This is a genomic window from Sphingomonas sp. SORGH_AS_0950, assembly GCF_030818415.1.
Lineage (GTDB): Bacteria > Pseudomonadota > Alphaproteobacteria > Sphingomonadales > Sphingomonadaceae > Sphingomonas.
In genome coordinates this window covers 1,321,570-1,348,335 of the sequence record NZ_JAUTAE010000001.1, presented here as the reverse complement: position 1 = coordinate 1,348,335, position 26,766 = coordinate 1,321,570, and the positions used below count along the sequence as shown (strand labels likewise).

The following is a 26,766-nucleotide window of genomic DNA, read 5'->3' as shown; positions in this document are numbered from 1 at the left end:
GAGCCCTTGCACGTCAATGATATAATGTACCATAGGTAGCCGGACAGTTGCCCTGACGCTTCCGTCGCGGCACGATGGCGCATCAACCGATCCAGAGGGGGATCCGTTTTTTCCATGACCTTCCGCACCTGCCTGCTTGCCGCGAGCGCGCTCGCGATCCTGTCCCCGGCCTCGGCCCAACAGACCCCCGCCGCCTCCACGCCCGTCCAGGTCGTGACCGACTCCACGGTCAGCGACATTCCCGCCCATTTCACCCCGCCGACCGACGTCGCCGAGCGCGATTACATCAAGCGCGAGGTGATGATCCCGATGCGCGACGGCGTGAAGCTCTACACCGTCATCGTGATACCCAAGGGCGCGGTGAACGCGCCGATCGTGCTGACCCGCACCCCCTATAACGCCGCCGGTCGCGCCAAGCGGTCGGACAGCACCAGGATGATCGAGGCGCTGCCGCTGGCCGACGAGGAGTTCGTCAAGGCGGGCTATATCCGCGTCTATCAGGACATTCGCGGCAAATATGGCTCGGAGGGCGAATATGTCGTGACGCGTCCGGTCATCGGCCCGCTGAACGCGACCAAGGTCGATCACACGACCGACGCCTATGACACGATCGACTGGCTGGTGAACAAGGCGAACCTGCCCCAGTCCAATGGCCGGGTCGGGATGATCGGGTCCTCGTACGAGGGCTTCACCGTCGTCATGGCGCTGCTCCATCCGCACCCCGCGCTGAAGGTCGCCGCGCCGGAAAGCCCGATGATCGACGGCTGGATGGGGGACGACTGGTTCCATTACGGGGCCTTCCGCTTCGCCAATATCGGCTGGATCGGGTCGCAGACCGGCTACAAGGGCGAGGGCAAGGCGCCGTCGAGCGGCGGTTACGACGATTACGAGAATTTCCGCCATGGCTCGGCGAACGACTGGGCCAGGAAGTCGGGCTATGACCAGCTGCCCTTCTGGCAGCGGATCGTCCAGCATCCCGCCTATGACTTCTACTGGCAGGGCCAAGCGCTCGACAAGCTGCTGGCCGCGAACCCCTCCAACGTGCCGACCATCTGGGAACAGGGGCTGTGGGACCAGGAGGACATGTACGGCGCGATCACCTCGTGGGAGGCGCTGAAGGCCAAGGGCAAGCTGGGCAACAACTTCCTGGTGATGGGCCCGTGGCGGCACAGCCAGATCAACCGCACCGGCACCAGCCTGGGCCCGTTCCAGTGGAATGGCGACACCGCCAAGCAGTTCCGCGAAAATATGGTCCTGCCGCTGTTCAACCAGTATCTGAAGGACGGCGCACCCGCCAACCTGCCCAGCGCCGCCATCTACAATACCGGCGAAAACCATTGGGACAGGCTGACCCGCTGGCCGCTGGCCTGTCAGAGCGGGTGCGACGCGCCGCTGACCCCGCTCTATCTGGCGGACGACAAGGGGCTGAGCTTCGACAAGCCGGGCAGCGGGGAGGATTCCTATGTCTCCGACCCCGCCAATCCGGTTCCGCATCTGTCGCGGCCGGTCAATTTCAACGATGGCCGCTGGGGCGACTGGCTGGTCAGCGACCAGCGTCATGCCGATGGCCGGACCGACGTCGTCACCTATACCGGGCCGGTCCTGACCGAGCCGGTGCGGGTGTCGGGCGCGCCGATCGCCGACCTGTTCGCGCGCACGACCGGCACCGACGGCGACTTCGTGGTGAAGGTCATCGACGTCTTCCCACCCGAGGATGCGATCGACCCCAAGATGGGCGGCTATGAGCTGCCGATCAGCCTCGACATCTTCCGGGGCCGCTATCGCAACAGCTTCTCCAACCCCACCGCGATCCCGGCGGGCAAGGTGCAGGAATATAAGTTCCGCCTGCCCACCGTGAACCATGTGTTCCAGCCGGGGCACCGGATCATGATCCAGGTCCAGTCCAGCCTGTTCCCGCTCTACGACCGCAATCCCCAGACCTTCGTGCCCAATATCTTCACGGCCAAGGCGGGCGATTACCGGAAGGCGACGATCACGCTGGAACGTGGCGGTGCCAATCCCAGCCGGGTCTGGCTGCCGGTCGTGCCGCTCGACCAGTCGGCGGCGATGGCGCGCTGATCCGACCAGGGAGCGGGCGGTGCCGCGTTTCCGCCCGTTCCCGGACGAGGTTTAACCCATCACGGCCACCTAGCCCCTTGGAGGCGGCGGCCGGTAAGGCTATCTGAAAGACGTGGCTCTCTCCCCGTCATCCCGTGCGTCCCTGACCCTGCCCGACGACGCGATCGGATCGGTGACCGCCAATCCGGACGTGGCGCGCCGCTATCTGGCGCTGGTGGCCGCCGCCACCGACCGCCTGATGGCCGCCGACGATCCCGCGGCGATGATCGATGCGCTGTTCGCCCTGATCCGCGACGAGCTGGATCTCGACGTCTATTTCAATTTCCGCCGCGACGATCGCTCCGTCCGGCTGGAGGCGTCGGGCGGCCTGTCGCGCGCGCAACGCACCGAGGCGGCGACGCTCGACATGACCCAGTCCGCCTGCGGACAGGCGATGCGCGAGCGCCGGGCGCTGCACCTGACCGACATCCAGGAAAGCGGCGAGGTGCGGACGTCCTTCGTCCGTTCGCTGGGGATCGATGTCTATCTGTGCATGCCGCTGCTCCATGGCGATCAGCTGCTCGGCACGCTGGGCTTCGGTCGGCGCGCGGCCCGGCCGTTCGGCGAGGACGAACGGCGGCTGCTGACGCTGTTGTGCCATTATGTCGCACTGGCGCAGCACCGCTTGCGGATCGAGGAGGCGCTGCGGCACGGGATCGAGACCCAGGCACGCTTGCTGGACGAGCTGAACCACCGGGTCCGCAACGCCTTGCAGGTCGCGATCGGGCTGGTGTCGCACGAAGTCCGCTCGGCCGGCGACACCGCGACCCGCGCCGCCCTGTCGCGCGCCGCCGAGCGGTTGCAGGTGCTGGCGAGCGCGCATCGCCCGCTCTACGCCACCGCCGAGCCGGGGCTGGTCGACCTGGCGGCCTTGTTCGGCGACGTGATCGCGCAGTTGCGCGGCGACGCGGCGGTGGGCGCGGTCGCGGCGGAGGGCCCCGTCCCGGTGCCGATCGAGCGGGCGGTGGCGGCGGCGCTGCTGCTCGACACGCTGCTGGAAGACGGCGCGGCGGTCCCGCATATCGCAATGCATCCATTTCGGGCGGGCGGGAACGAAATGCTGCGCATTGCGTTTCAGGGGCCCGGATGGGGACGCCATGTCGATCTTGTCGAACGTCATCGACTGGTCGCACGGCTTTGCCATCAGTTGCGCGCGACGCTGACGAACGAGGATGATGGGTGCCTGATCTTGGTCATGCCGCATGACGGTGGCGAATACGGGACTGGTATCCGATAATTCCGCATTCGATGCCGATGGCCTCGACCTGCTGATCATCGAGGACGAGGCGCTGGTCGCGATGCTCGTCGAGGATGCGCTGACCCTGCACGGTCACAAGGTGATCGGCATCGCGGATACCGTGTCGGCCGCGCTGGAACTGGCCGATGCGCAGCGGCCCGACCTGGTCCTGTGCGACGTCAAGCTGGCGGACGGCGACAGCGGGCTGACCGCTGCGCAACTGCTGGCCGAGCGTGGCATTCCCAGCATCTTCCTGAGCGGCAACTGCCCGGAACGCGGCGGCCATCCGCTGGTGATCGGCTGCATCGCCAAGCCGTTTCGGCCGGGCAGCCTGGCCGCGGCGGTTCGCGCGGCGCATCGTGCGGCGCAAGGGGAACGGCCGAGCGATCCGCCGCCCGCGTTGCGCTTCTATTCCGAACCGCGCTGAGGGAAAGCCATCGGAGGAAAAGGGTGGTCGAGGCGACGCGGCGTTCAGTCCTGCGATGGCGACGCGGCGGACGCCCCGGCGGGCAGGGCGTCGATCTCTGCCCCGACCGCCTGGTCCAGCTTGTCGAGAATGATGCTCAACTGCCCCACTTCCTCTTCGGTCAGGCTGTGGAGCGCCAGGCCGGTCAGTTCACGGCGCAGCGGTTCGGTCTGGCGGATGACCTGACGCCCGCTCTCGGTGATGGCAAGCCGCTTGGCCCGCCGGTCGTCCGGGTCCGGGATGCGGACGAGCAGCCCGTCCCGCTCCATCGTATCCACCGCCTGGGTCACGGTGCGCGGCGCCAGGCTGAAGCATTCGGCGATGTCGGCGGCGCGCACCGGCGCGTTGTTCGCGATGAACAGCAGCATCTTGGTCCGCGCGAGCGATGCGCCCTGCGCCGCCATGCGGCGGTCCAGCAACCGGTGAAGCCGCATGTAGATGCGGCCGTAGCGAAGCATGAGAGAGTCACGGTCAACCATATTATGAGGTAACTCAATAAATGGTCTTGCCTTATGCTGCAAGTGCGTCCAAATACACTGCCAAGTTCCATTGATTCCATCGACAGGGGGCCCGGCATGGCCGATGCTAACCAAGTGAATGAGGGGCAGGGCGCAAACGCCGCCGACACGACCCCCGATGACGACAACAAGGCACCGGCCTCCCCCGCCAAGAAGCGGCGCATCCGTGTCATCCTGCTTGTCGTCGCGGCGGTCGCGGTGATCGGCGGCGTGTTCTGGTATGCGAATTACAAGAGCGTCGGCCAGTATATGCAATCGACCAACGACGCCTATATCCAAGCAGATGCCGTCACCGTCGCGCCCAAGGTCTCGGGCTATGTCGACAAGGTGTTCGTCGGCGAGAACCAGAACGTCCAGGCGGGCCAGCCGCTGCTCCAGATCGACACGCGCGACTATCGCGCCCAGACCGCGCAGATCGAGGCGCAGATCGGCGTCGCCCAGGCCAATGCGCAGGGCGTGCGGGCGCAGATCCGCGAGCAGCAGGCCGCGATCGACCGCTCCGAGGCCGATCTCCGCGCCGCGCAGAGCGATGCCGCCTTCGCCCAGGCCGAGGTCGTCCGCTACACCCCGCTCGCCGCATCGGGCGCGGAAAGCCGCGAGCGCCTGTCGCAGCTTCAGAACCAGGCGCGTCAGGCCAATGCCAAGGTCGCGGCGGCCAATGCCGCGCTGTCCGCGTCGCGTCGCCGCATCGGCACGCTGAACGCGCAGGTCCAGCAGGCCCGTTCGCAGGGCGAGGCCGCCCGGGCGCAGCTCGACGCTGCCGAGGTCAATCTCGGCTCGACGATGATCCGTGCCTCGATCGCGGGTCGTGTCGGCAACAAGACGGTGCGCGTCGGCCAGTTCGTCCAGGCGGGCACGCGCACCATGTCGATCGTGCCGGTCAGCCAGCTCTATATCAGCGCGAACTTCAAGGAGACGCAGCTGGGCCTGATGCGTCCCGGCCAGCCGGTGAAGATCGAGGTCGACGCGCTGCCGGGCGTCGAGATCAAGGGCCATGTCGAAAGCGTGGCACCGGGCACCGGCGCGCAATTCTCGCTGCTGCCGCCGCAGAACGCGACCGGCAACTTCACCAAGATCGTGCAGCGCGTGCCGGTCCGCATCGCGGTCGACGCCGACGATCAGACCCGTGCACTGATGGTGCCCGGCATGTCGGTCGACGTCACGGTCGACACCCGTTCGGCCAAGGGCGCGCTGAAGCGCATCGCCGAGCAGCAGGACCAGCATAACGAGGCGCGGGAGGGGGCGCAGCGCCGGTGAGCGCCGCCGCCGCCCCGACGGGGGCCAAGGCCGGATCGGCCGCCCAGCCGGGCGGCACACCGGCCAAGGCCGACCTGACCGCCTGGCTCGCCGTCGCGGCGGGCAGCATCGGCGCGCTGATGGCGACGCTCGACATCTCGATCGTCAACTCGGCGCTGCCCACCATCCAGGGCGAGATCGGCGCCAGCGGTACCGAGGGGACGTGGATCGCGACCTCCTATCTGGTCGCCGAGATCATCATCATCCCGCTGTCCGCCTGGCTGGAGCGGCTGCTGGGGCTTCGCACCTTCCTGCTGATCGCCTCGATCATGTTCACCGGCTTCTCGGTGGTGTGCGGGCTGTCGACCAACCTGACGATGATGATCATCGGGCGCGCGGGGCAGGGGATCACCGGCGGCGCGCTGATTCCGACCGCGCTGACCATCATCGCCACGCGCCTGCCGCGCGAGCAACAGCCGATCGGCACCGCCTTTTTCGGCGTCACCGCCATTTTGGGCCCCGTGATGGGGCCGCTGATCGGCGGCTGGCTGACCGAGAATATCAGCTGGCACTATGCCTTCTTCCTGAATCTGCCGGTCGGTGCGGTGCTCGTCACGCTGCTCCTCGTCGGCCTGCCGCACCAGAAGCCGCATCTGTCCGAGCTGGCCAAGGCCGACTGGCTGGGCATTGCGGGGCTGGCGCTGGGGCTGGGCGGGCTGACCGTCGTGCTGGAAGAGGGGCAGCGCGAGCAATGGTTCGAGTCGCGCGAAATCATCGAGCTGACCATCCTGTCGATCTTCGGCTTTGCGCTGTTGTTCGCGGGCCAGTTCGTCGCCTCGCGGCCGGTTATCCGCCTGAAGCTGTTGCTCGACCGCCAGTTCGGCAGTGTGGTCATCATGGGCATCGTGCTGGGCATGGTGCTGTACGGCACCTCCTATGTGATCCCGCAGTTCCTGGCCTCGATCGCCGGCTACAACGCGTTCCAGGCGGGCAAGGTCGTGCTGCTCAGCGGCATCCCCAGCCTGTTGATGATGCCCTTCACCCCTATCCTCATCAAGAAGGTCGATATCCGCATCGCGGTGGGGCTGGGGCTGGGCATCATGGCGCTGAGCGCGGGGATCGACACCGTGCTGACGGCGGATTCGACCGGCGGCTCGTTCACCGACTCGCAGCTGTTGCGCGGGGTCGGCACGATCCTGGGCATGTTGTTCCTGAACCAGGCGGCGATCTCGTCGGTGCCGCCGTCGCAGGCCGGGGACGCCGCCGGGCTGTTCAGCGCGGCGCGCAACCTGGGCGGATCGTTCGCGCTCGCCGGGATCGCGACCGTGCAGGACCAGCGCAGCTTCCTGCACCAGCAACGGCTGGAGGAGTCGCTGTCGGCCAATTCGCAAGCCGTGCAGGACTGGCTGTCCGGCCTGACCCGCCAGTTCGGCAGCAGCGAGGCGGCCTATCGCATGATCGGCAGCACCATCCAGCAACAGGCGCTGGTGATGACCTATAACGACCTGTTCTTCATCCTGTGCGTCGGCATCCTGATGGTGATGCCGCTTGTCCTGTTCCTTCGTCCGCTGCCCAAGGGCGGCCCCGTGGCGATGCATTGAGGCCCGTGATGCGCAAGCAGCTTTCCCTGATCCCGCTCTTCCTGCTGGGGGCCTGCACCGTCGGGCCGAACTATGCCGGGCCGCCCAAGGCCATCGGCTCCGCCGCGACGCCGCCCGCCGGGTTCGTCCGCGCCGACACCACGCTGGCGACGACCGCGCCCGCGGTCGCCGACTGGTGGACGACGCTGAACGATCCGATGCTGACCTGGCTGGAAGAGCAGGCGCTGGCGTCCAATCCCAATGTCGCCGTCGCCCAGGCGCGGCTGAAGCAGGCGCGTTCGGCGCTGCGGCTGGAACGCGCCAATCAGGCGCCCAACGCCAATGCCAGCGCGACCTATCTTCACGCCGATCTGCCCGCGCTGAACCTGGGTGGCGGGGGAGAGCAGGGCGGCGCGAACGGCAATGCGTCGGGCGGCTCGGGCGGCGGGACCAGCGTCGACTTCTTCAACCTGGGTTTCGACGCCAGTTGGGAGATCGACCTGTTCGGCGGCCGTCGTCGCACCGTGGAGGCGGCGCGCGCCAGCGCGGCGGCGGCCGAGGCCAATGTCGCGGATGCGCAGGTTTCGCTCAGCGCCGATGTCGCCCAGGCCTATATCGGGCTTCGCGATGCGCAGCAGCGGCTGATCCTGGCGCGCGACGCCTCGCGGATGCAGCGCGACACGCTGAACCTGACGCTTCAGCGGTTCAACAACGGCGCCGCCTCGCAGCTGGAGGTCGAGCGGCTGCGCAACCAGGTCGAGAGCACCGATGCGCAGATCCTGCCACTCTCGGCCTCGGTCGAGACCTATCTCAACGCGCTGGCGATCCTGATCGGCGAGGCGCCCGGCACGCTCGACCAGCGGCTGGGCCAGCCGGGCAAGGTGCCGCTGCCGCCCGCGCAGGTCGCGGTCGGCGATCCGACCGCGCTGCTCCAGCGTCGCCCCGACATCCGCGCCGCCGAGCGCAACCTGGCGGCGCAGACCGCGCGGATCGGCGTGGCGGAGGCGGCGAAATTCCCGCGGCTCAACCTGATGGGGATCATCGGCATCGGCGGCACCTCGCTCGACGCGCTGACCGATCTCGACAATCTGGTGACGCTGGGCGCGCCGATGCTGCAATGGAACGTGCTGAACTTCGGTCGCGCCAATGCCCGTGTGGGTCAGGCCGAGGGCGCGCGCGACGAGGCGGAGGCGCAGTATCGCGGCGTGGTGCTGTCGGCGCTGCGCGATGCCGAGGACGCGCTGTCGCGCTTCCGCGCGCGGCGCAACACGGTGGCGACACTGGCGCGAGCCAAGGCGTCGGCGGATCGCTCGGCGCTGCTGATGCAGCAGCGTTACCGCGCGGGCACCGCGACCCTGATCGACACGCTGGATGCCGAGCGCCAGCGCGTGTCCGCCGACCAGTCGCTGTCGCAGGCGGTGGCCGGGCTGACCAACGATTACGTGGCGCTGCAAAAGGCGCTCGGCCTGGGCTGGCGGGCGTCGTCCTAAGGCGCACCCATATTCAGGATAGCTTCTTCCCCTCTCCCCTCTGCGAGGGGCGAGGGAGGGAAAAGCATCGCTGAATGTCGGTCGGCTTTAAATCCTCCCCATCGTCAGATGGGGAGGGGGACCGCGCCCATAGGGCGCGGTGGAGGGGCCTTGCCGATCCGTCTCGCCCCTCCACCATCGCTGGCGCGATGGTCCCCCTCCCCAAGCACAGCTTGGGGAGGATGGGCGGTTACGCCCCCGCCTTCGCGATCCGTTCGCGTGCCTCGCGTTCGATCGTCTCCAGTTCGTCGACCGTCTGGACCAGCGCGGTCATCTGCTGGCGGAGCTCGCCGATCCGCGCATGGCATCGCTCGGCCAGCGCGCGCATCTGTTCGACATGCTGGGGATCGGCATCGTACAGCCGCAGGAACTCCTCGATCTCGCGCAGCGAGAAGCCCAGCCGCTTGCCGCGCAGGATCAGCTGCATCCGCGCCGTTTCCCGCTTGGAATAGACGCGCGCGGTGCCCACCCGTCGCGGCTCGATCAGCCCGCGATCCTCGTAGAAGCGCAACGTGCGCGTCGTCACTCCCAGGCTGTTGGCGACATCCTGGATGCCGCGCAACTCCTCCGTATCCGTCACTTCGCCTGTTCCCCCACCGGCCGCGCCGCCGCCGCCTTCGCCAATTCTTCCTCGACCAGTTCCTTTTTCGACAATTTGCCGATCAGGGTCTTGGGCAGGCTTTCGCGGATTTCGACTTCGCGGGGAAGCTCGATCTTGCTGACCTTGTCCTGAAGGAACACACGCAGTTCCTCGGGCGTGGCGTGATGATCGGCGGCCAGCTTGACGAAGGCCTTGGGCGACTGGCCGCGATAGGGGTCGGGGATGCCGATCACCACCGCCTCGGCGACGGCGGGATGCTCGTACAGCGCCTCCTCGATCATGCGGGGATAGACGTTATAGCCGCCGCACAGGATCACGTCCTTGATCCGGTCGACGATGAACAGATAGCCGTCCTCGTCCAGATAGCCGACGTCGCCGGTGCGCAGCGCGCCGTGGATGAAGACCTGTTCGCTCTCGGTGGGCCTGTTCCAATAGCCGGACATGACCTGCGGGCCCCGCGCGCAGATTTCGCCGACCTCGCCCGGCGGCATCAGCCGGTCGGGATTGTCGCGGTCGCGGATCTCGATGATCGTGCCGGGGAAGGGCAGCCCCGCCGATCCGCCCTTGTTCTCGCCCAGGATCGGGTTGCAGGTGATGATCGGCGACGCTTCCGACAGGCCATAGCCCTCGACCAGCTTGCCCCCGGTCGTGGTCTCGAACGCCACGCGCACCTCGGCCGGCAGCGGCGCGCCGCCCGAGATGCACGCCTTGATCGCCGACAGGTCGACCTTGCGCGCCTCGGCCACGCCCGCGATCGCGTTGTAGATGGTGGGGACGGCTGGAAAATAAGTCGGCTTGCTGCGCGCGATGGTCTTGAGCACCTGGTCCAGCTCGAACCGGGGGAGCAGGATCATCTCCGCGCCGACCCGGATCGCGAAGCTGAGCACCGTGGTCAGCGCAAAGACGTGGAAGAGCGGCAGGACACCCAGGATACGCTCCTCGCCGATCATCTCCTCGCCGCCGGTATGGATGACCATCGCATCGGCATTGGCGATCAGGTTGGCGTGCGACAGCATCGCCGCCTTGGGGCTGCCGGTGGTGCCGCCGGTATATTGCAGCACGGCCACATCGTCGGGCCTGGCCGATACCGGGGTCAGGGTGCCGCCGCGCTTCATCATCTGCGCGAAGCTCAGATGGCGGGGCGAGGGGCCGGGGGCGGCGATCATCGACCGCTTGAGCAGGCGATAGGCCAGCCCCTTGATGGTCGGCAGCGCGTCGGCCACGGGACAGGCAATGACGTGGCGCAGACCGAGCTTCTCGGCGACATGGGAGACGCGGCCGTAAATGTCGGGAATGTCGCAGGTCGCGATGATCTCCGCGCCCGAATCCTCCAGCAAATGGCATAGCTCGCGCTCGACATAGAGCGGGTTGACGTTGACGACGATGCCCCCCGCCTTCAGCGTCGCGAAATAGAGGACGGGGTAATAGATGATGTTGGGCAGGCAGAGCGCGACGCGGGTGCCCTGCTTCACCCCCAGCGCCTGAAGCCCGGCGGCGGCCTTGTCGACCATCGCGCCCAGTTCGTCATAGCGGGTGATTCGGCCCATGAAGTCGATGGCGGGGCGATCCCCGTGCCGCCGTACCGTGGTCTCGAACATGTCAGTCAGCAGCCGCGGCTCGAAGACCAGGGGACGTCCCGCCGCCTGACCCGGTACACCGCCTGTCGTGGTTTCCCCGATGGCTCCTGCCGTCATCGCGTCGCTCTCCTATATCTTTTTTCGACCATACCCGGTTGTCGATTGCGGTCGAGTTGCTTATTGTCTTGACGTATAGGGTAGGTAACGCACCTTAACGTTAGGCCGCAAGCCCATAAAGAGAGGATTGGATGACCAACATCGTGATCGCAGGCTATGCCCGCTCTCCCTTCACCCAGGCTGGCAAGGGCGCGCTCGCACGGGTTCGTCCCGATGACCTGACCGCGCAGGTGATTCGCGGCCTGATCGAACGGACCGGCGTCGACGCATCGGAGATCGAGGACATCATCCTGGGCTGCGCCTTTCCCGAGGGCGAGCAGGGCATGAACGTCGCGCGGCTGATCGGCCTGCTGGCGGACCTGCCGCTGTCGGTCGGCGGCATGACGGTGAACCGTTTCTGCGGATCGTCCATGTCGGCCATCCATATCGCCATGGGCCAGATCCAGATCGGCGCGGGCGAGGCGTTCATCTGCGCGGGCATCGAGTCGATGAGCCGGGTGCCGATGGGCGGCTATAACCCGCTGCCCAACCCCGAGCTCGCCGCCGCCCGGCCCGGCGCCTATATGGGCATGGGCCAGACCGCCGAGAATGTCGCGCAAAAGTATCAGATCACCCGCGCCGAGCAGGAGAAGTTCGCGGTCGCCAGCCAGAAAAAGGCCGCCGAGGCGCGCGCCGCCGGGCGGCTCGCCGATGAGATCGTGCCGATCCACACCAAGGCGGGCGACGTGACCGAGGACGGGCTGATCCGTCCCGACACGACCGAAGAAGTGCTGTCCGGCCTGAAGCCTGCCTTCGACAAGGAGGGCACCGTCACGGCGGGCACCGCCTCGCCGCTGACCGATGGCGCGGCGGCCGTGCTGGTCACGTCGGAAGAGTTTGCCAATCGCCACGGCCTGAAGATCCTCGCCCGCATCAAGGCGGTCGGCATTTCGGGCTGTGAGCCGGAGACGATGGGCCTTGGTCCGATCGGCTCGTCCAAAAAGGCGCTGGAGCGCGCGGGCATTTCGGCGGGCGACCTCGACGTGGTCGAGATCAACGAGGCCTTTGCCAGCCAGGCGATCGCCTGCATCCGCGACCTCGGCCTGAAGGACGAGACGATCAACAAGGACGGCGGCGCGATCGCGATCGGTCATCCGCTGGGCGCGACCGGCGCGCGCATCGTCGGCAAGGCGGCGGCGTTGCTGGCGCGCGATGGCGGCCAGTACGCGCTCGCCACCCAGTGCATCGGCGGCGGGCAGGGCATCGCGACGGTTCTGGAGCGTGCATGATGGCTGACACGATCAACAAGGTTTGCGTGATCGGCGCAGGCGTGATGGGGGCTGGCATCGCGGCGCAGGTCGCCAATGCCGGTGTGCCCGTCCTGCTGCTCGACATCGTGCCCAAGGACGGCGCCGACCGCGACGCCATCGCCAAGGGTGCCGTCGCCAAGATGCTCAAGACCGAGCCCGCGCCCTTCATGTCGCCCGCCGCCGCCAAGCTGGTCGAAACGGGCAATATCGAGGATCATCTGGATAAGGTCGCCGAATGCGGCTGGATTGTCGAGGCGGTGGTCGAGCGGCTGGACATCAAGCAGGCGCTTTATGCGCGGCTGGAGGAATTGAAGCGGCCGGGGACGGCGGTGTCGTCCAACACCTCGACCATCCCGCTCGGCCATCTGGTCGAGGGGCGGTCGGAGCAGTTCAAAAACGACTTCCTCATTACCCATTTCTTCAACCCGCCGCGCTATATGCGGCTGATCGAGATCGTGACCTCGGACCACACCGATGCCGGTGTCGCGGCCAAGGTCGAGCAGTTCGTCGATCACCGCATGGGCAAGCGGATCGTCCGCGCCAAGGACACGCCGGGCTTCATCGCCAACCGTATCGGCACCTATTGGCTGGCCGTCGCGATCAATGCGGCGATGGATCAGGGGCTGACCGTCGAGGAGGCCGACCAGATCGGCGGCCGTCCGATGGGCGTGCCCAAGACCGGCATTTTCGGGCTGATCGACCTGGTCGGCATCGACCTGATGCCGCTGCTCGCCAAGTCGCTGTCCTCGACCCTGCCCGAAGGCGACGCCTATTTCGACACGGTCCGCCCGCTGCCGTTGGTCGACAGGATGATCGCGGAGGGCTTTACCGGCCGCAAGGGCAAGGGTGGCTTCTACCGCCTCGACCGCAAGCCCGACGGCACCAAGGCGAAGCAGGCGATCGATCTGAAGACCGGCGAATATCGCGCCGAGAAGAAGCCCGAGCGTCTGCCCGGCCGCGCCGAAAAGGATCTGGCCGCGCTGGTCGCGACGCCGGGCAAGGTCGGCGATTATGCCTGGGCGATCCTGGGTCCGGTGCTGTCCTATGCCGCCGGTCTGGTCGGCGAAGCGGCGGACGACGTGGTCGCGATCGATGACGCGATGAAGCTGGGCTATAACTGGAAGTTCGGCCCGTTCGAGCTGATCGACCGGCTGAGTCCGGGCAAGCTGGCCGAGCGGCTGCGTGCCGACGGCAAGCCCGTTCCGGCGCTGCTGGAGACGGCGGGCGACCGCCCCTTCTATCGCGTGGTCGATGGCAAGCGGCAATATCTGACGCTGGGCGGCGACTATGCCGATGTCGTCCGCGCCGAGGGCGTGCTGCTGCTCGAGGATATCAAGCTGCGCTCCGAACCGCTGCTCAAGAACGGTTCGGCGGCGGCCTGGGATGTCGGCGACGGCGTCGTGGCGTTCGAGTTCACCGGAAAGATGAACGCGCTCGACGAGCAGGTGCTGACGCTGCTGCAAAAGACCATCGCGCTGGTGAAGAGCCAGTATAAGGCGCTGGTCATCTATAATGAGGGCAGCAACTTCTCGGCCGGTGCCAATCTGGGTCTCGCCATGTTCGCGGTGAACATCGCGGCCTGGGGTGAGGTCGACAAGCTGGTCGTCGCGGGGCAGCAGGCGTACAAGGCGCTGAAATACGCGCCCTTCCCGGTGGTCGCGGCTCCGGCTGGCATGGCGCTGGGCGGTGGGTGCGAGATCCTGCTCCATGCCGATGCGATCCAGGCGCATGCCGAAAGCTATATCGGTCTGGTCGAGACCGGTGTCGGTCTGGTGCCCGGCTGGGGCGGCAATGGCGAGCTGATCGACCGCCTCGCCAAGTCGCCCAAGATGCCCAAGGGGCCGATGCCCGCCGTCATGAAGGCGTTCGAGACCATCTCGACCGCGCAGGTGTCACGCTCGGCGGCGCTGGCGAAGGACCTCGGCTATCTTCGCAAGGACGATGGCATCACCATGAACCGCGACCGCCTGCTGGCCGATGCCAAGAGCAAGGCACTGTCGCTGGTCGAGGGCTATCAGCCGCCCGAAAAGCCGGTCTTCCGCCTGCCGGGTGCGGCGGGACGGGTCGCCTTCAGCGGCGCGGTTGCCGACTTCGCCAAGAAGGGCGTCGCCACCCCCTATGACGTGGTGGTGGCGGGCCGTCTGGCGAACATCGTCACCGGCGGCGAGGCCGATATCATCGACGAGGTGAGCGAGGACCAACTGCTCAAGCTGGAACGCGCCGCCTTCATGGAAAGCGTCAAGGATGCGCGGACCCAGGCGCGGGTCGAGCATATGCTCGAAACCGGCAAGCCGCTGCGCAATTGATCGGGAGAGGATAATCCCATGCAAGTCTATAACGCGCCGCTGCGCGACATGCGCTTCGTCCTCCACGAGCTGTTTCAGGAGGACGAGTTCGGCCCCGTCGCGGGGCAGGACGAATTCGGCCCCGAGCTGTACGACGCGATCCTGGAAGAGGCGGCGCGCGTCACGCAGGAAGTTCTGCTGCCGCTCAACGCCACCGGTGATATCGAGGGCTGCAAGCTGGAAAACGGCGTCGTCCGCACGCCCGCCGGGTTCAAGGACGCCTATAGCCAGTTCTGCGAGGGCGGTTGGGCCGCGCTCGCCTCGCCGGTCGAATATGGCGGGCAGGGGCTGCCCGAGGCGGTGAACAAGCTGGTCGAGGAGATGATCTGCGCGACCAACCTGTCGTTCAGCCTCTATCCCGGCCTGACCCACGGCGCGACCACCGCGCTGATGGGCCATGGCTCGGAGGACCTGAAGAGCTTCTATCTGCCCAAGATGATCTCGGGCGAATGGTCCGGCACCATGTGCCTGACCGAGGCGCATTGCGGCACCGATCTGGGCCTGCTCCGCACCCGCGCCGAGCCGCAAGGTGATGGGTCGTACCGGCTGACCGGCGGCAAGATCTTCATCTCGGCGGGCGACCATGACCTGACCGACAATGTCATCCACCTCGTCCTCGCGCGCACGCCCGATGCGCCCAAGGGGGTGAAGGGGATCAGCCTGTTCCTGGTGCCCAAATATCTGCCCAAGGATGACGGCTCGGTCGGCCCGGCCAACGGCGTCAGCGTCGCGGCGATCGAGCACAAGATGGGCCTGAAGGCGTCGGCCACCTGCCAGCTGGAGTTCAACGACTCCAAGGGCTGGGTCGTGGGCGAGCTGAACAAGGGCCTGGCCGCCATGTTCACCATGATGAACACCGAGCGCGTCTCGGTCGGCATCCAGGGCCTCGGCATCAACGAGATCGCCTATCAGTCGGCCGTCGCCTATGCCAAGGACCGGTTGCAGGGCCGCGCGCTGGGCGGAGCCAAGCGCCCCGACCTGCTCGCCGACCCGATCATTGTCCACCCGGACGTGCGGCGGATGCTGATGACCATGCGCGCCTATGCCGAGGGCTGCCGTGCGCTGGGCCAATGGGCCGCACGCGCGCTGGATGCCGAGGCGAATGCCATCGACCCGGCCGACCAGTCGCGCGCGGCGGACTTCGTCGCGCTGATGACCCCGGTCGTGAAGGCGCTGTTCACCGACCTGGCCTTCGACGCGGCGAACATGGCGGTGCAGGTCCATGGCGGCCACGGCTATATCCGCGACCATGGCATCGAGCAGTTCGTCCGCGACGCCCGCATCGCCCAGATCTATGAGGGCACCAACGGCGTCCAGGCGCTCGACCTCGTCGGCCGCAAGATGCCCGCGCATATGGGCCGCTATATGCGCCCCTTCTTCCATGCGGTGTCCGAACAGGTCGAGGCGCTGGTCAAGTCCGAGGACAAGGCGATCGCAGGCTGGGCGGCGGGGATGCAGCAGGCGTTCGGCGCGCTCCAGCTCAGCACCGGCATGATCGCGCAGAAGGGGATGAAGGACCCCGAGGAAGCCGGTGCCGCCGCGACCGACTATCTGCGCCTGCTCGGCCTGGTCGGCATGGGGCATTGCTTCCTGAAGTCGGCGCGGATCGCGACCGCGAAACTGGCCGAAGGCAGCGACGAGGCGGGCTTCTACAAGGCCAAGCTCGCCACCGCCGGTTTCTTCTTCGATCGCATCCTGCCGCAGGCGACGGCGGCGTTCCTGGCGATCAAGTCGGGCAAGCGCTCGACCATGGCGCTGGAGCTGGAGGCGTTTTGATGGTCATGATGCCGGCGGGCCTTGATTGCGGCCCGTCGGCATTATACGCATAGGGCATTATCCTATGCGTCATATGATGAACGTATAGGGAAATCTGGGCGACCGCGAAAAGGCGGCGTCCGGCCCGGATCATCGGGCATGGAGAGGAGAAGAGGCATGTTGTTGAGCCTGACAGCCATGGCGCTGGCCGCCGCCGGTGCGAACGCCGATACGGTGATCGGCCGTTGGCAGACGCAGACGCGCGGCGGCGTAGTCGAGATCCAGAAATGCGGGGCGTCGGTCTGCGGCCGCGTCCTGACCTCGGAAAAGCTGCGCACCAACCCGGCGCTGACCGACCAGAACAACCGCGATCCCAAGCTGCGCAATCGTCCGCTGAAGAACCTGCTGATCCTGCAGGGCTTCTCACAGGACGGCACGGCCTGGAGCGGCGGCACCATCTACAATGCCGAGGATGGCAAGACCTATAGCGCGAAGCTGACGCCCGAGGGGCCGGATACGCTGAAGGTGCGCGGCTGCGTCTTCGTGCCGCTGTGCAAGACGCAGACCTGGACCCGCATCCGCTGATCCGCCACGTCGCCATCCAACACAAGATTCGGGGAATAAGATCATGACCAAGCGCTTCAGGGCTCCGCTTCTGGCCTCTGCCATCCTGTCGTCCTCCTTTGCCTTTGCGGGCGCGGCGCACGGCCAGGCCTTTTATCTTCAGGAACAGTCGACGCGGGGGCAGGGCCGCGCCTTTTCCGGCGAGGGTGCCGATACCGGGGCCTCGTCGCTGTGGTGGAACCCGGCCTCGATCGCGGGAATGGAGCGCGGCGAGGCGGTGCTCGGCGCCTCGGCGATCATCCCCAAGGGCGATGTGGTCGATACCGGCACGCTGATCCGTCGGCCGGGCCAGACCACCTTCCAGCCGGTCGGCGGCAACCGGGTGTCGAGCGATCCGATCAATCGCGGCGTCGTGCCCTCGGGCGCGGTCGCCATCCCGCTGAACGACCGGGTCGCGGTCGGCCTGGCCGTCACCTCGCCCTACAGCTTCACGACCGAATATGACGGCAACAGCTGGGCGCGGTACAGCGCGCTCAAGACCGAGCTGCGGACCATCGACATCCAGCCTTCGGTGGGCATCGCGCTGCTCGACTGGCTGCGCGTCGGCGGCGCGCTCAACGTCGAATATATCAAGGCCGAACTGGGCAATGCGCTGCCCAACCTGTCGTCGCAGCTGGCGGACGGGTATCAGCGGCTGAAGGGCGATGGCTGGGACCTGGGCTGGACCGCGGGTGTCCAGCTGCACAATGACTGGGCGACGGTCGGCATCAGCTACAAGTCGAACATCAAGCACAAGCTGAAGGGCAGCCTGGAAGTGGGCGGCCTGCTCGGCCCCCTCGCCGGGCAGAACCGGACGGTCGACGGGGCGACGGCGGAATTCTATACCCCTGCGCAGATCATCGTCTCGGGCCGTTTCCGCACCACCGACAAGCTGACCCTGAACGCACAGGTCGTGCGCTTCACCTGGGCCGATTTCGACGCGATCCGGCTGGGCGCGCCGATCAACACCGCGATCCCCGAAAATTACCGCAACAGCTGGTCGCTGGCGGGCGGCTTCGACTATGCGGCCAATGACCGCCTGACGGTGCGTGCCGGTGTGCAGCGGGGCATCACCCCGACGCAGGACGGCAATCGCGACGCGCGCGTGCCCGACGCCAATCGCTGGAACTACTCGATCGGCGGCTCGTACAAGCTGACCCCGCGCTTCACGCTGGACGCGGCGGGCAGCTATATCGACTTCGCCAACGCGACCATCGACCGCCGTACCGCCGCCTATGCGGGCACGGCGGTGCAGACGCCGATCCTGACCTCGGGCCAGGTGCAGAATGCGCGTGCGTTCGTGGCGTCGATCGGCGGCCGCTTCAGCTTCTGATTGAGAGAGTGGTTATGAAGATCGTCGTGCCCGTGAAGCGGGTGTTGGATTATAACGTGAAGCCGCGGGTGAAGGCGGACGGGACGGGCGTCGATCTGGCGAACGTGAAGATGTCGATGAACCCGTTCGACGAGATCGCGGTGGAAGAGGCGATCCGGCTGAAGGAGAAGGGGGCGGCGACCGAAGTGGTCGTCGTCTCGATCGGCGAGCCCAAGGCGGCGGACACGCTGCGCACCGCACTCGCCATGGGGGCGGACCGGGCGATCCTGATCACCGCCGATCAGGCGCCTGAGCCGCTGGGCGTCGCCAAGCTGCTCGCCAAGGTGGTCGAGGAGGAACAGCCCGGCCTCGTGATCCTGGGCAAGCAGGCGATCGACGGCGACAACAACCAGACCGGGCAAATGCTGGCCGGGCTGCTCGGCTGGGCGCAGGGGACGTTCGCGTCGAAGGTCGAGATCGAGGGTGAGACGGCCAACGTCACCCGCGAGGTCGATGGCGGTCTCGAGACGGTGGCGCTGACCCTGCCCGCGATCGTCACCACCGACCTGCGCCTTAACGAGCCGCGCTATGCGTCGCTGCCCAACATCATGAAGGCCAAGTCCAAGCCGATGGCGACCAAGACGGCGGCCGATTACGGCGTCGACATCGCGCCCCGTCTGACGATCACCCATGTCGCCGAGCCGGGCAAGCGCCAGGCGGGCGTCAAGGTCGGCTCGGTCGACGAACTGGTCGAGAAACTCAAAGCACTGGGAGTGGCCAAGTGAAGACGCTGGTATGGGTCGAGCATGACGGCGGGGCCGTCAAGGATGCCACGCTGGCGACCGTCACGGCGGCGGCCAAGCTGGGCGAAGTGCACCTGATCGTTGCAGGGCAGGGCGTGGACGGCGTGGCGCAGGCCGCCGCGAAGATTGCGGGCGTCGGCAAGGTCCATGTCGCCGACGATGCGGCGTACGCCAACACACTGGCCGAGAATGTCGCGCCGCTGGTGGCCGAGCTGATGGGGCATCACGACGCCTTCCTCGCCCCCTCGACCACGACGGGCAAGAACATCGCGCCGCGCGTCGCAGCCCTCATCGACGTGATGCAGATCAGCGACATCCTGTCGGTCGAAGGGCCGGACAGCTTCACCCGGCCCATCTATGCGGGCAATGCGATCGCGACCGTGAAGACGACTGACGCCAAGCTGGTCCTGACCGTCCGCACCACCGCTTTCGAAAAGGCGGCGGCCGAGGGCGGTTCGGGCACCATCGAGGCGGTCGCCTCGACCGGCGATGCGGCCAAGTCCCGCTTCGTCGGCGCGGAGAAGGCCGAGAATGCCCGGCCGGAACTCACCAGCGCCAAGGTCATCGTCTCGGGCGGTCGCGCGCTGGGCTCGGAGGAGCAGTTCCACGCGCTGATCGATCCGCTCGCCGACAAGCTGGGTGCCGCCGTCGGCGCGAGCCGTGCGGCGGTCGATGCGGGTTATGCCCCCAACGACTATCAGGTCGGCCAGACCGGCAAGATCGTCGCGCCCGAAGTCTATGTCGCGGTCGGCATCTCGGGCGCGATCCAGCATCTGGCGGGGATGAAGGACTCCAAGGTCATCGTCGCGATCAACAAGGACGAGGATGCCCCGATCTTCCAGGTCGCCGATATCGGCCTGGTCGGCGACCTCTTCACCGTCGTGCCGGAACTGACCGACAAGGTGTGAAACCCAGACCGCCCCGGCCATGAGTCGGGGCGGCTTTTAAACATACATCAATTTTTCTGGCTTAGCTGCTCTCCTCTCGAAGGAGGTTCGCATGAAAGCCACCGAGCCGCTCGCATTAAACCATAGCTGGCCATTGTTCGAGCAGGGCATGCGCTTCGACCTCGGCCGTCCCGATGCGCCGGACATCACCCAGATCGATGCCGACGATGAATGGTTGGCCGCGCGCGGGATCGGGCGCTGGCATTGTGATCTAATGTCACAGCACTTGCGATGGTCGCAGGGTGTCTATGATCTGTTCGACTGGCGGCTTGGACGGGTGCTGGAGCGTTCGCAGATCCTGCCTTATTATAGCAGCGAGTCCTGCTCGGCGGTCGAGCGGCTGCGTTACTATGCGATACGGCACCGGCGCGGCTTCACGATCGATGCGCTGATCCGGGTGTCGGGTGTCGAGCGCTGGATGCGGATCATCGGTGCGCCGGAATGTCAAAACGGCCGCACCGTCGCGATCCATGGGTGGAAGATGGACGTTACGACCGAATATCGTTGATTTATGTGAGGAATGTGCAGGAAATCCCGTTGCCTGCTTGTTCCCGCCACGCCGGTCCGGTTAGCGTTAGCAGATGAATGAGAATATGATGGGAGGAAGCGAGCGGCGCGTGCGCACGATCGCGGATCTGGCGCAGCTGGCGGGGGTGTCGCCGGGCACCGTGTCGCGCGCGCTGGCCGGCAAGGCGCTGGTCAACGAAGAGACGCGGCGGCGCATCCAGTCGCTGGCCGACGAGCATGGCTTTCGCCCCAACCAGATGGCCAGCCGGTTGCGCACCCGCCGGACCGGGGTGATCGGGATCGTCGTGCCGCTGGGCCATGAGCGTCGCCAGCATCTGTCCGACCCGTTCTTCATGACCATGTTGGGCTATCTGGCCGATGCGCTGACCGAGAGCGGCTATGACGTGATGCTCTCGCGCATCATCCCCGATGCCGAGGACTGGCTGGACCGGGTGGTCGATTCGGGAATGGTCGACGGCGTCCTGCTGATCGGCCAGTCCAACCAGTATGACGCGATCGAGCGGGTGGCGCGGCGCTATCGCCCGCTGGTCGCCTGGGGCGTGACGCTGCCCGATCAGGTGCATGTCGCGGTCGGCACCGACAATCGCGCGGGCGGGCGGCTGGTCGGCGAACGGCTGATCGCGCGCGGGTGCCGCCGCATCGCCTTTCTGGGCGACGCCAGCGCGCCCGAAATCCGCCAGCGCCATGACGGCGTGGCCGAGGCGATCGCGGCGGCGGGAGTGGATGCTCAGCTGATCCAGCTCGCCACGCATCTCGCCTCCGACCTGATGGAGCGGGAGATCGCGGCGCATATCGACGCGTTGCTGGAACAGGGCGGCGGCACCATGCCCATCGACGGCATCGCCGCGGCCTCCGACATGATCGCGATGACGGCGGTGCGCGTGCTGACCGACCGCGCGATCACCGTGCCCGACGCGCTGCCGGTGATCGGCTATGACGACCTGCCGCTATCGGCGCAGGCGGTGCCGCGCATCACCACCATCCGCCAGGATGTCGCGACCGGCGCGCAGGCGATGGTCGACGCGCTGTTCGCGCGGATCGCGGGCCAGGAAGCCGGATCGGTGATCCTGACCCCCGAACTGATCGCCCGCGACTCCGCCTGACGGGGCTCAGTCGCGCGCGATCGTCACCCGGTCTCCATCAAAGGCCAGGCGGAACCACGGCGCGGCGGTGCCCCCGAAACGCTGGCGACGCAGCGCCGGGTCGGCACCGGCGTCGCGGCCCTCCAGCCCCCAATAGTCGACGAAGCTGATGACATCGCCTTCGCCGGTCACCCACCAGCAATAGGCCTGGGTCGGCTCCTCGACCGGATTGCCCGCGACCAGGCCGGTGCCGTTGACCGGCCGCCACGGCCCGTCGAACCGCTCCGCGACCATCGCATAGAGCCCGGTCGGCGCGCCCAGGCCGGGGGCGAAGCGCTTGCCCTGCGTCGACCAGAAGCAGTAATAATGGCCGTCGCGCAGGATGATGTGCGGCCGCTCAAGCTCGCTGTTGACGCCCAGCGATTCGATCAGCGGCGGCTGGATCGCCCAGCGGTCGCCCTCGCGCTTGGCCACGCCGACCACGCCGTCGATATCCTGTTTCACCCAGCCCGCCGATCCGACGAACAGCAGATACTCCGCCCCGTCCGCCGGATCGCGGAAATAGCCGGGATCGCGAAAGCCCTTGATGCCGCCATTTTCGGGTTCGGCCTGGTTGGCGACGATATAGTGATGGCCGTCCGCCGCGACGCTTTCGACCGGCTCGCTCCAGCCCTCGGTGCGCCCTTCCTCGGGCAGGAAGCGGCCGACCGTCTCGAACAAACGCTGCTCGAAGGTGCGCGGACCGCCGCGCCGTCCCGAGGCGGTGAAATACATGGTCAGCGTCGTGTCGTCCTCGCCCAGCACCGCCGAGCCCGACCATTCGCGGCTGCCCGGCGTGAAGCCGTCCGGGAAGGTCACGCCGTGATCGCGCCAGCCGTCCGCACCGTGGCTGGTCAGCCGGATGCGCGCTTCGTCATGGCGCATCTCGGGGTCCTCGAAGCGCGGCGTGGCGAGGAAGAACCACCAGCTCCGCCCGCCGAGAAAGGCGGTGCGGCCATCGGCATAGGCGATCTGCCACATGTCCCACAGGTCGTGGTCGGGCAGGATCGGCACGACATCGGCGGCGCTGAAGACGGGCAGGCGGGCATCGTCTTGCGCGGCGATCCCGGCCAGCGCCTCGGCCGACCAATGGGCGGGGGTGATCGTCATAATACCTCGGAGCAGAAAGGGGGGAGGGGGATCAGGCTTGCGGCACCGCGCCCAGGGGCAGGCCGTCCCGCCCCCGCGCACGCACCGTGAACACGGAGACGGCGGCCAGCAGCATCAGCACACCGCACAGGGTCAGCACATTGCGCGGATCGCTGCCCAGCCAGTCTTGGTAGAACAGGGGCAGGGTCACGCCGAAGATCAGCATCGGAATGACGATCATCATGTTGAAGATGCCCATATAGACGCCCGTCCGCTCGGGCGGGATCGAGCCCGCCAGGATGACGTACGGGTTGCCCATCATGCTGGCCCAGCCCAGCCCGATGCCGATCGCGGGCAGGAACAGCATCGCCTTGCTGGTGACATGGGGCATCGCGATCATCCCGATGCCGGTGATGACCAGGCACAGCGCGTGGAGCGGCGCCGCGCCCCAGCGCTTGGCCAGCGGCACCATCGCAAAGGCCGCGACGAAGGCGACGCCGTTATAGAAGGCCGCGACCTCGCCATTGGTCAGCACGGCAGCATGGAAACCCGAGGACGTCGCATCGGCGGTGCCATAGACCGAGCGGCCGATCGCATAGATGACGTAATTCCAATAGGCCATCATCGCATACCATTGGAACAGGCTCATCAGCGCCAGCTTGCGCATCGGCATCGGCATGGCGCGGATCGCGTCGCCGATCTCCTTGAGCACCGGCCCGATCCCTTTGGGCGCGGCGGCGATGCGCGCGCGGTCCGCCTCGCTCGTCGGCAATTCGGGCACGCGCCGGATCGACCAGACGATGGTGATGAAGGACAGCGCCGCGCCGATCATGAAGACCACGCGCGCCGTATAGGGGATATTATGCCCGTCCACCCAGTCAGGGTTCATCCCCGCCCAGACCAGGATCGAGGGGGTGAGGAAGGCGAGCATCTGCGCCAGGCCGGTAAAGGCGCTCTGGGTCAGAAAGCCGATATTATGCTGCGCCCCGTCCAGCCGGTCGGAGACATAGGCACGGTAGGGCTCCATGGTGATGTTGTTGCCCGCGTCCAGAATCCAGAGCAGCGACACCGCCATCAGCAGCGACGAGCTGAGCGGCATGAAGAACAGCCCCAGCGCGCACAGCACCGCGCCGACCAGGAAATAGGGGGTGCGACGTCCCCAGCGGCTGTCGGTCCGGTCGCTCATCGCGCCGATCAGCGGCTGGATCAGCAGACCCGTCATCGGCCCGGCCATCTGCAACAGCGGAATCTGCGCCTCCGACGCGCCCAGATAGCTGTAGATCGGCGCCATATTGCCCTGTTGCAGCCCGAAGCTGAACTGAAGGCCCAGAAAGCCCAGATTCATCTCCAGGATGCGGACCAGCGAAAGGCGGGGTTTGATCGGGGCCATGGTTCCGGCGGCGGGGGTGGACGGGGTCATCGAGATCCTCTCGCACGCGGGGATGGGCCATGGTCTATCGCTGGCTTGCCGCGTCGCTTTGGATCATGCCGCGCCGCGCAAGGGATTGCAACAAACGATTGCATGAACGGCCGCGCATGTTTCGCTCCCAAAGTGGCACGGCTTGCGACCGATCAGGGCGTCGTCATCGCCCGACCGGCCGCGCGTGCTCCGCGTGGAAGACCTCACCGCCCGCCGGGCGGCAGGTTCGTCTCCAGATAGCGGGTCATCAGCGAATAGAGGTGGATGCTGGTATTCTCGCCCTCATAGATGCCGTGGCTGCGGTCGGGATAGGCCATCATCGAGAAGGGCTTGTTGAAGTGGATCAGGCGATCCACCAGCTGGTCCTGGTTCTGATAATGGACATTGTCGTCCAGCGTGCCGTGGATCAGCAGCATATTGCCCTTCAGCCGGTCGGCGAAGGTGATCGGCGAACCATTTTTATAGCCGTCCACATTGTCCTGCGGCAGCCCCATGTAACGCTCCTGATAGATGGTGTCATAGAGCGTCATGTCGGTCGGCCCGGCCACCGCGATGCCGGTCTTGTAGAGGTCGGGATAGCGGAACAGCGCGTTCTGCGTCATCGCGCCGCCGCCGCTCCAGCCCCAGATGCCGATCCGGTCGGGATCGATATAGGGGCGCGTCGCCAGCATCGTCTTCACGCCCGCCGCATAATCGGCGGAAGCGAGGATGCCGACCTGGCGATAGATGCTCTTGCGCCAGTCGCGCCCGCGCGGGGTCGCGGTGCCGCGCGGATCGAGGCTGGCGACCAGATAGCCCTTTTGCGCCAGCATCCGGTGCCACAGCCCCTGCGACCCCGCCCAGCGATCCGCGACCGTCTGGCCCCAGGGTTCGCCATAGACGAAGTACAGGATCGGATAGCGCTTGGCGGGATCGAAGCCCGGCGGCTTGATCAGCCACCCGTCGAGCTGTGTGCCGCCGCCGATATCGACGCGGAAGAACTCGGTGGCGGGCAGGCCGCTGTCCCGGACGACCTGGGCCAGCGGCGCGTTGGCGGCGAGCGTGCGCAGCGGCTGCTGGCGCGTCATGTCGAGCATGTCGGTCACCGGCGGCGCATCGAAGCGGGACACGGTGTGCAGCGCCCAATGCTCGCCCGGCGCGATGTCGTAGCTGTGCGTGCCCGGCTGACCGGCGGGGGTCAGCCGCTCGACCTTCGGGCTGCCCGACAAGGTGGTGCGATAAAGGTAACGCTGGGTCGGATTGTCGGGCGAGGCGATGAACCAGGCATAGCCCGCCTTCTCGTCGACATTGAGCAGCTCGACCACGTCGAACTGGCCCGGCGTGCGCAGGCTCGCGCGGCCGCTGGCCCGGTCGATGGTGTAGAGATGCCGCCACCCGTCGCGTTCGGACAGCCAGGTGAAGCGGCGCCCGCCGTTCAGCCATTCGGGCGCGACATTGGCCTCGACCCAGGCGGCATCCTTCTCGGTCATCACCGGCCGGACCGAGCCCGTGGCCGGATCGCCGAGCAGCACCTCGTACGTGTTCTGAAGCCGGTTCGACTGCTGGATGAAGACCGCGTCCGATCCGCCCGCCCAACTCATCTGCGGCACGTAATTCTGGCGCGGGTCGCCATCGAGCTTGAACCAGCGGGTCTGGCCGTCCGCCACATCGACCGCCGCCACCGTCACCGCCGAATTGGTCGTGCCCGCCTTGGGATATTGCAGCGGAATGACCTGCGAATATTGGCCGCCGGTATTCTTGATCATGTCGAACGTGCCGACGCCGCGCGTGTCGAAACGGAAAAAGGCGATCCGCCTGGAATCCGGGCTCCAGTCAAAGGCGCGGTGGACCGAGAATTCCTCCTCATAGACCCAGTCGGCCAGGCCGTTGACGATATAGTCGTCGCCGTCCTTCGTCAGCGCCAGCGCCGCGCCACCCTCGACAGGCTCGACATACAGGTTGTTCTTGTGGACATAGGCGATGCGGCGGCTGTCGGGCGAGATGCTGGCATAGAGGGTGGTCGAGGCGGGCAGGTTGCCGCCGACCCGGTGCAGCTTGCGCGTCGTCCGGTCGAACAGCCAGTAATCGGCCAGCGCATTGGTCCTACGGAAACGCTGGCCGTTGGTCTGGATCAGCAGCCAGCGGTCGTCGGGCGACCATTGATAGCTGTCGATGTCGAGCGGCGTGGTCGCGCCCGGCGGGACCAGATCGGTCGCGGGCACCACGACCGTCCGCGCGCCATCGGCGATCGTGTAGCGCACGATGTCCTGCCCGCCCTTGGGGCCCGCCTCCAGCGCGAGATAGCTTTCGCCGTCCTTGCCCCAGCGGCTTTCCCGCACCGATTGCGTGCGGACCGCGCCGGGCCCGAAAATGGTTTCGACCGACAGCGATGGGGCAGCGGGCGTCGTCGCGGTCTGCGCCGCGACGGGCAGGGAAAGGGCCAGCGGGGAAAGGGAAACCAAAAGCCCGGAAATTCGCCAGCACGACCGCATCGACCCGCCCTATATTCGCTTGCAAAGCGCATAGCGTAACGGCGCCGATAAAAATCGTATACAGAAATCTGCGTGGCGATTGCGGCCGATGCGATTACAGACGG

At 66.9% G+C, this 26,766-nt stretch carries 21 protein-coding genes; 15 read left to right on the top strand and 6 right to left on the bottom strand.

All coding sequences use genetic code 11. The features are described from left to right. The first annotated feature begins 114 nt into the window (after positions 1 to 114). The 3 genes from QE385_RS05645 to QE385_RS05635 all read left to right on the top strand — a co-directional run bounded on the left by QE385_RS05645 (position 115) and on the right by QE385_RS05635 (position 3,782). Positions 115 to 2,079: a CocE/NonD family hydrolase gene (locus QE385_RS05645; protein ID WP_307099881.1), complete on the top strand. Its 1,965-nt coding sequence runs from the start codon at positions 115 to 117 to the stop codon at positions 2,077 to 2,079. Between the two features lie 112 nt (positions 2,080 to 2,191). Beyond that, positions 2,192 to 3,355: a GAF domain-containing protein gene (locus QE385_RS05640; protein WP_307099879.1), complete on the top strand. Its 1,164-nt coding sequence runs from the start codon at positions 2,192 to 2,194 to the stop codon at positions 3,353 to 3,355. Further along, positions 3,321 to 3,782, top strand: coding sequence for a response regulator (locus tag QE385_RS05635; RefSeq protein ID WP_307099876.1), 462 nt, complete (start codon positions 3,321 to 3,323; stop codon positions 3,780 to 3,782). The genes QE385_RS05640 and QE385_RS05635 overlap by 35 nt, the downstream gene beginning before the upstream one ends. Positions 3,783 to 3,826: 44 nt before the next feature. Here QE385_RS05635 and QE385_RS05630 read toward each other — a convergent pair whose 3' ends face one another. Then, positions 3,827 to 4,279: a MarR family winged helix-turn-helix transcriptional regulator gene (locus QE385_RS05630; protein WP_307099874.1), complete on the bottom strand. Its 453-nt coding sequence runs from the start codon at positions 4,277 to 4,279 to the stop codon at positions 3,827 to 3,829. Between the two features lie 117 nt (positions 4,280 to 4,396). Between QE385_RS05630 and QE385_RS05625 the strand changes: the two genes are divergently transcribed. The 3 genes from QE385_RS05625 to QE385_RS05615 are packed head-to-tail and all read left to right on the top strand — an operon-like array spanning position 4,397 to position 8,645. After that, positions 4,397 to 5,596 (top strand): HlyD family secretion protein, encoded by a 1,200-nt coding sequence (locus QE385_RS05625; protein ID WP_307099872.1) that lies wholly within the window; start codon positions 4,397 to 4,399, stop codon positions 5,594 to 5,596. Next, positions 5,593 to 7,176 (top strand): MDR family MFS transporter, encoded by a 1,584-nt coding sequence (locus tag QE385_RS05620; protein WP_373424641.1) that lies wholly within the window; start codon positions 5,593 to 5,595, stop codon positions 7,174 to 7,176. Before QE385_RS05625 ends, QE385_RS05620 begins: the two co-directional genes overlap by 4 nt. 8 nt (positions 7,177 to 7,184) lie before the next feature. Next, positions 7,185 to 8,645 (top strand): efflux transporter outer membrane subunit, encoded by a 1,461-nt coding sequence (locus QE385_RS05615; RefSeq protein WP_307099871.1) that lies wholly within the window; start codon positions 7,185 to 7,187, stop codon positions 8,643 to 8,645. Positions 8,646 to 8,874: 229 nt separating this feature from the next. On the opposite strand, the gene QE385_RS05610 is transcribed toward QE385_RS05615, so the two are convergent. Both QE385_RS05610 and QE385_RS05605 read right to left on the bottom strand, forming a co-directional pair. Then, entirely contained in the window at positions 8,875 to 9,264 is a 390-nt protein-coding gene (locus tag QE385_RS05610; RefSeq protein ID WP_307099869.1) for a MerR family DNA-binding transcriptional regulator, read from the bottom strand. Continuing rightward, entirely contained in the window at positions 9,261 to 10,979 is a 1,719-nt protein-coding gene (locus QE385_RS05605) for a long-chain fatty acid--CoA ligase (RefSeq protein ID WP_373424640.1), read from the bottom strand. The genes QE385_RS05610 and QE385_RS05605 overlap by 4 nt, the downstream gene beginning before the upstream one ends. Before the next feature lie 131 nt (positions 10,980 to 11,110). Between QE385_RS05605 and QE385_RS05600 the strand changes: the two genes are divergently transcribed. The 9 genes from QE385_RS05600 (at position 11,111) to QE385_RS05560 (ending at position 21,664) form a co-directional block, all read left to right on the top strand. Then, the gene (locus QE385_RS05600; RefSeq protein ID WP_307099866.1) at positions 11,111 to 12,247 is read left to right on the top strand and encodes a thiolase family protein; all 1,137 of its coding nucleotides are present in this window, start codon (positions 11,111 to 11,113) and stop codon (positions 12,245 to 12,247) included. Next, positions 12,247 to 14,574 (top strand): 3-hydroxyacyl-CoA dehydrogenase/enoyl-CoA hydratase family protein, encoded by a 2,328-nt coding sequence (locus QE385_RS05595; RefSeq protein ID WP_307104585.1) that lies wholly within the window; start codon positions 12,247 to 12,249, stop codon positions 14,572 to 14,574. Before QE385_RS05600 ends, QE385_RS05595 begins: the two co-directional genes overlap by 1 nt. Before the next feature lie 18 nt (positions 14,575 to 14,592). Continuing rightward, on the top strand, positions 14,593 to 16,389 hold the full coding sequence (locus QE385_RS05590) for an acyl-CoA dehydrogenase C-terminal domain-containing protein (protein WP_307099865.1): 1,797 nt from the start codon (positions 14,593 to 14,595) through the stop codon (positions 16,387 to 16,389). A 156-nt stretch (positions 16,390 to 16,545) separates the two neighbouring features. Beyond that, positions 16,546 to 16,953, top strand: coding sequence for a DUF2147 domain-containing protein (locus tag QE385_RS05585; protein ID WP_307099863.1), 408 nt, complete (start codon positions 16,546 to 16,548; stop codon positions 16,951 to 16,953). Positions 16,954 to 16,996: 43 nt separating this feature from the next. Then, positions 16,997 to 18,304: an OmpP1/FadL family transporter gene (locus QE385_RS05580; protein WP_307099861.1), complete on the top strand. Its 1,308-nt coding sequence runs from the start codon at positions 16,997 to 16,999 to the stop codon at positions 18,302 to 18,304. Between the two features lie 14 nt (positions 18,305 to 18,318). Next, positions 18,319 to 19,068, top strand: coding sequence for an electron transfer flavoprotein subunit beta/FixA family protein (locus QE385_RS05575; RefSeq protein WP_307099859.1), 750 nt, complete (start codon positions 18,319 to 18,321; stop codon positions 19,066 to 19,068). Then, positions 19,065 to 19,994, top strand: a complete 930-nt coding sequence (locus tag QE385_RS05570) for an electron transfer flavoprotein subunit alpha/FixB family protein (RefSeq protein ID WP_307099857.1) — start codon at positions 19,065 to 19,067, stop codon at positions 19,992 to 19,994. Before QE385_RS05575 ends, QE385_RS05570 begins: the two co-directional genes overlap by 4 nt. 91 nt (positions 19,995 to 20,085) lie before the next feature. Continuing rightward, positions 20,086 to 20,541 (top strand): hypothetical protein, encoded by a 456-nt coding sequence (locus QE385_RS05565; protein WP_307099854.1) that lies wholly within the window; start codon positions 20,086 to 20,088, stop codon positions 20,539 to 20,541. An 85-nt stretch (positions 20,542 to 20,626) separates the two neighbouring features. After that, positions 20,627 to 21,664 carry a substrate-binding domain-containing protein gene (locus tag QE385_RS05560; protein WP_309701721.1) on the top strand — a complete coding sequence of 346 codons (1,038 nt, stop codon included), beginning with the start codon at positions 20,627 to 20,629 and terminating at the stop codon, positions 21,662 to 21,664. A 6-nt stretch (positions 21,665 to 21,670) separates the two neighbouring features. On the opposite strand, the gene QE385_RS05555 is transcribed toward QE385_RS05560, so the two are convergent. The 3 genes from QE385_RS05555 to QE385_RS05545 all read right to left on the bottom strand — a co-directional run bounded on the left by QE385_RS05555 (position 21,671) and on the right by QE385_RS05545 (position 26,632). Next, on the bottom strand, positions 21,671 to 22,792 hold the full coding sequence (locus QE385_RS05555) for a glycoside hydrolase family 68 protein (RefSeq protein WP_307099852.1): 1,122 nt from the start codon (positions 22,790 to 22,792) through the stop codon (positions 21,671 to 21,673). 31 nt (positions 22,793 to 22,823) lie between these two features. Next, positions 22,824 to 24,191, bottom strand: coding sequence for an MFS transporter (locus QE385_RS05550; protein ID WP_307099850.1), 1,368 nt, complete (start codon positions 24,189 to 24,191; stop codon positions 22,824 to 22,826). A 203-nt stretch (positions 24,192 to 24,394) separates the two neighbouring features. After that, positions 24,395 to 26,632 (bottom strand): DPP IV N-terminal domain-containing protein, encoded by a 2,238-nt coding sequence (locus tag QE385_RS05545; protein WP_307099848.1) that lies wholly within the window; start codon positions 26,630 to 26,632, stop codon positions 24,395 to 24,397. Positions 26,633 to 26,766 lie beyond the last annotated feature (134 nt).

Bases quoted from the DNA above. Each gene is read 5' to 3' on its own strand.
- QE385_RS05645 (WP_307099881.1), top strand. From the start codon at position 115: ATGACCTTCCGCACCTGCCTGCTTGCCGCGAGCGCGCTCGCGATCCTG.
- QE385_RS05635 (WP_307099876.1), top strand. From the start codon at position 3,321: ATGACGGTGGCGAATACGGGACTGGTATCCGATAATTCCGCATTCGAT.
- QE385_RS05630 (WP_307099874.1), bottom strand. From the start codon at position 4,279: ATGCTTCGCTACGGCCGCATCTACATGCGGCTTCACCGGTTGCTGGAC.
- QE385_RS05625 (WP_307099872.1), top strand. From the start codon at position 4,397: ATGGCCGATGCTAACCAAGTGAATGAGGGGCAGGGCGCAAACGCCGCC.
- QE385_RS05615 (WP_307099871.1), top strand. From the start codon at position 7,185: ATGCGCAAGCAGCTTTCCCTGATCCCGCTCTTCCTGCTGGGGGCCTGC.
- QE385_RS05605 (WP_373424640.1), bottom strand. From the start codon at position 10,979: ATGACGGCAGGAGCCATCGGGGAAACCACGACAGGCGGTGTACCGGGT.
- QE385_RS05600 (WP_307099866.1), top strand. From the start codon at position 11,111: ATGACCAACATCGTGATCGCAGGCTATGCCCGCTCTCCCTTCACCCAG.
- QE385_RS05595 (WP_307104585.1), top strand. From the start codon at position 12,247: ATGGCTGACACGATCAACAAGGTTTGCGTGATCGGCGCAGGCGTGATG.
- QE385_RS05590 (WP_307099865.1), top strand. From the start codon at position 14,593: ATGCAAGTCTATAACGCGCCGCTGCGCGACATGCGCTTCGTCCTCCAC.
- QE385_RS05585 (WP_307099863.1), top strand. From the start codon at position 16,546: ATGTTGTTGAGCCTGACAGCCATGGCGCTGGCCGCCGCCGGTGCGAAC.
- QE385_RS05580 (WP_307099861.1), top strand. From the start codon at position 16,997: ATGACCAAGCGCTTCAGGGCTCCGCTTCTGGCCTCTGCCATCCTGTCG.
- QE385_RS05575 (WP_307099859.1), top strand. From the start codon at position 18,319: ATGAAGATCGTCGTGCCCGTGAAGCGGGTGTTGGATTATAACGTGAAG.
- QE385_RS05565 (WP_307099854.1), top strand. From the start codon at position 20,086: ATGAAAGCCACCGAGCCGCTCGCATTAAACCATAGCTGGCCATTGTTC.
- QE385_RS05560 (WP_309701721.1), top strand. From the start codon at position 20,627: ATGATGGGAGGAAGCGAGCGGCGCGTGCGCACGATCGCGGATCTGGCG.
- QE385_RS05555 (WP_307099852.1), bottom strand. From the start codon at position 22,792: ATGACGATCACCCCCGCCCATTGGTCGGCCGAGGCGCTGGCCGGGATC.
- QE385_RS05550 (WP_307099850.1), bottom strand. From the start codon at position 24,191: ATGACCCCGTCCACCCCCGCCGCCGGAACCATGGCCCCGATCAAACCC.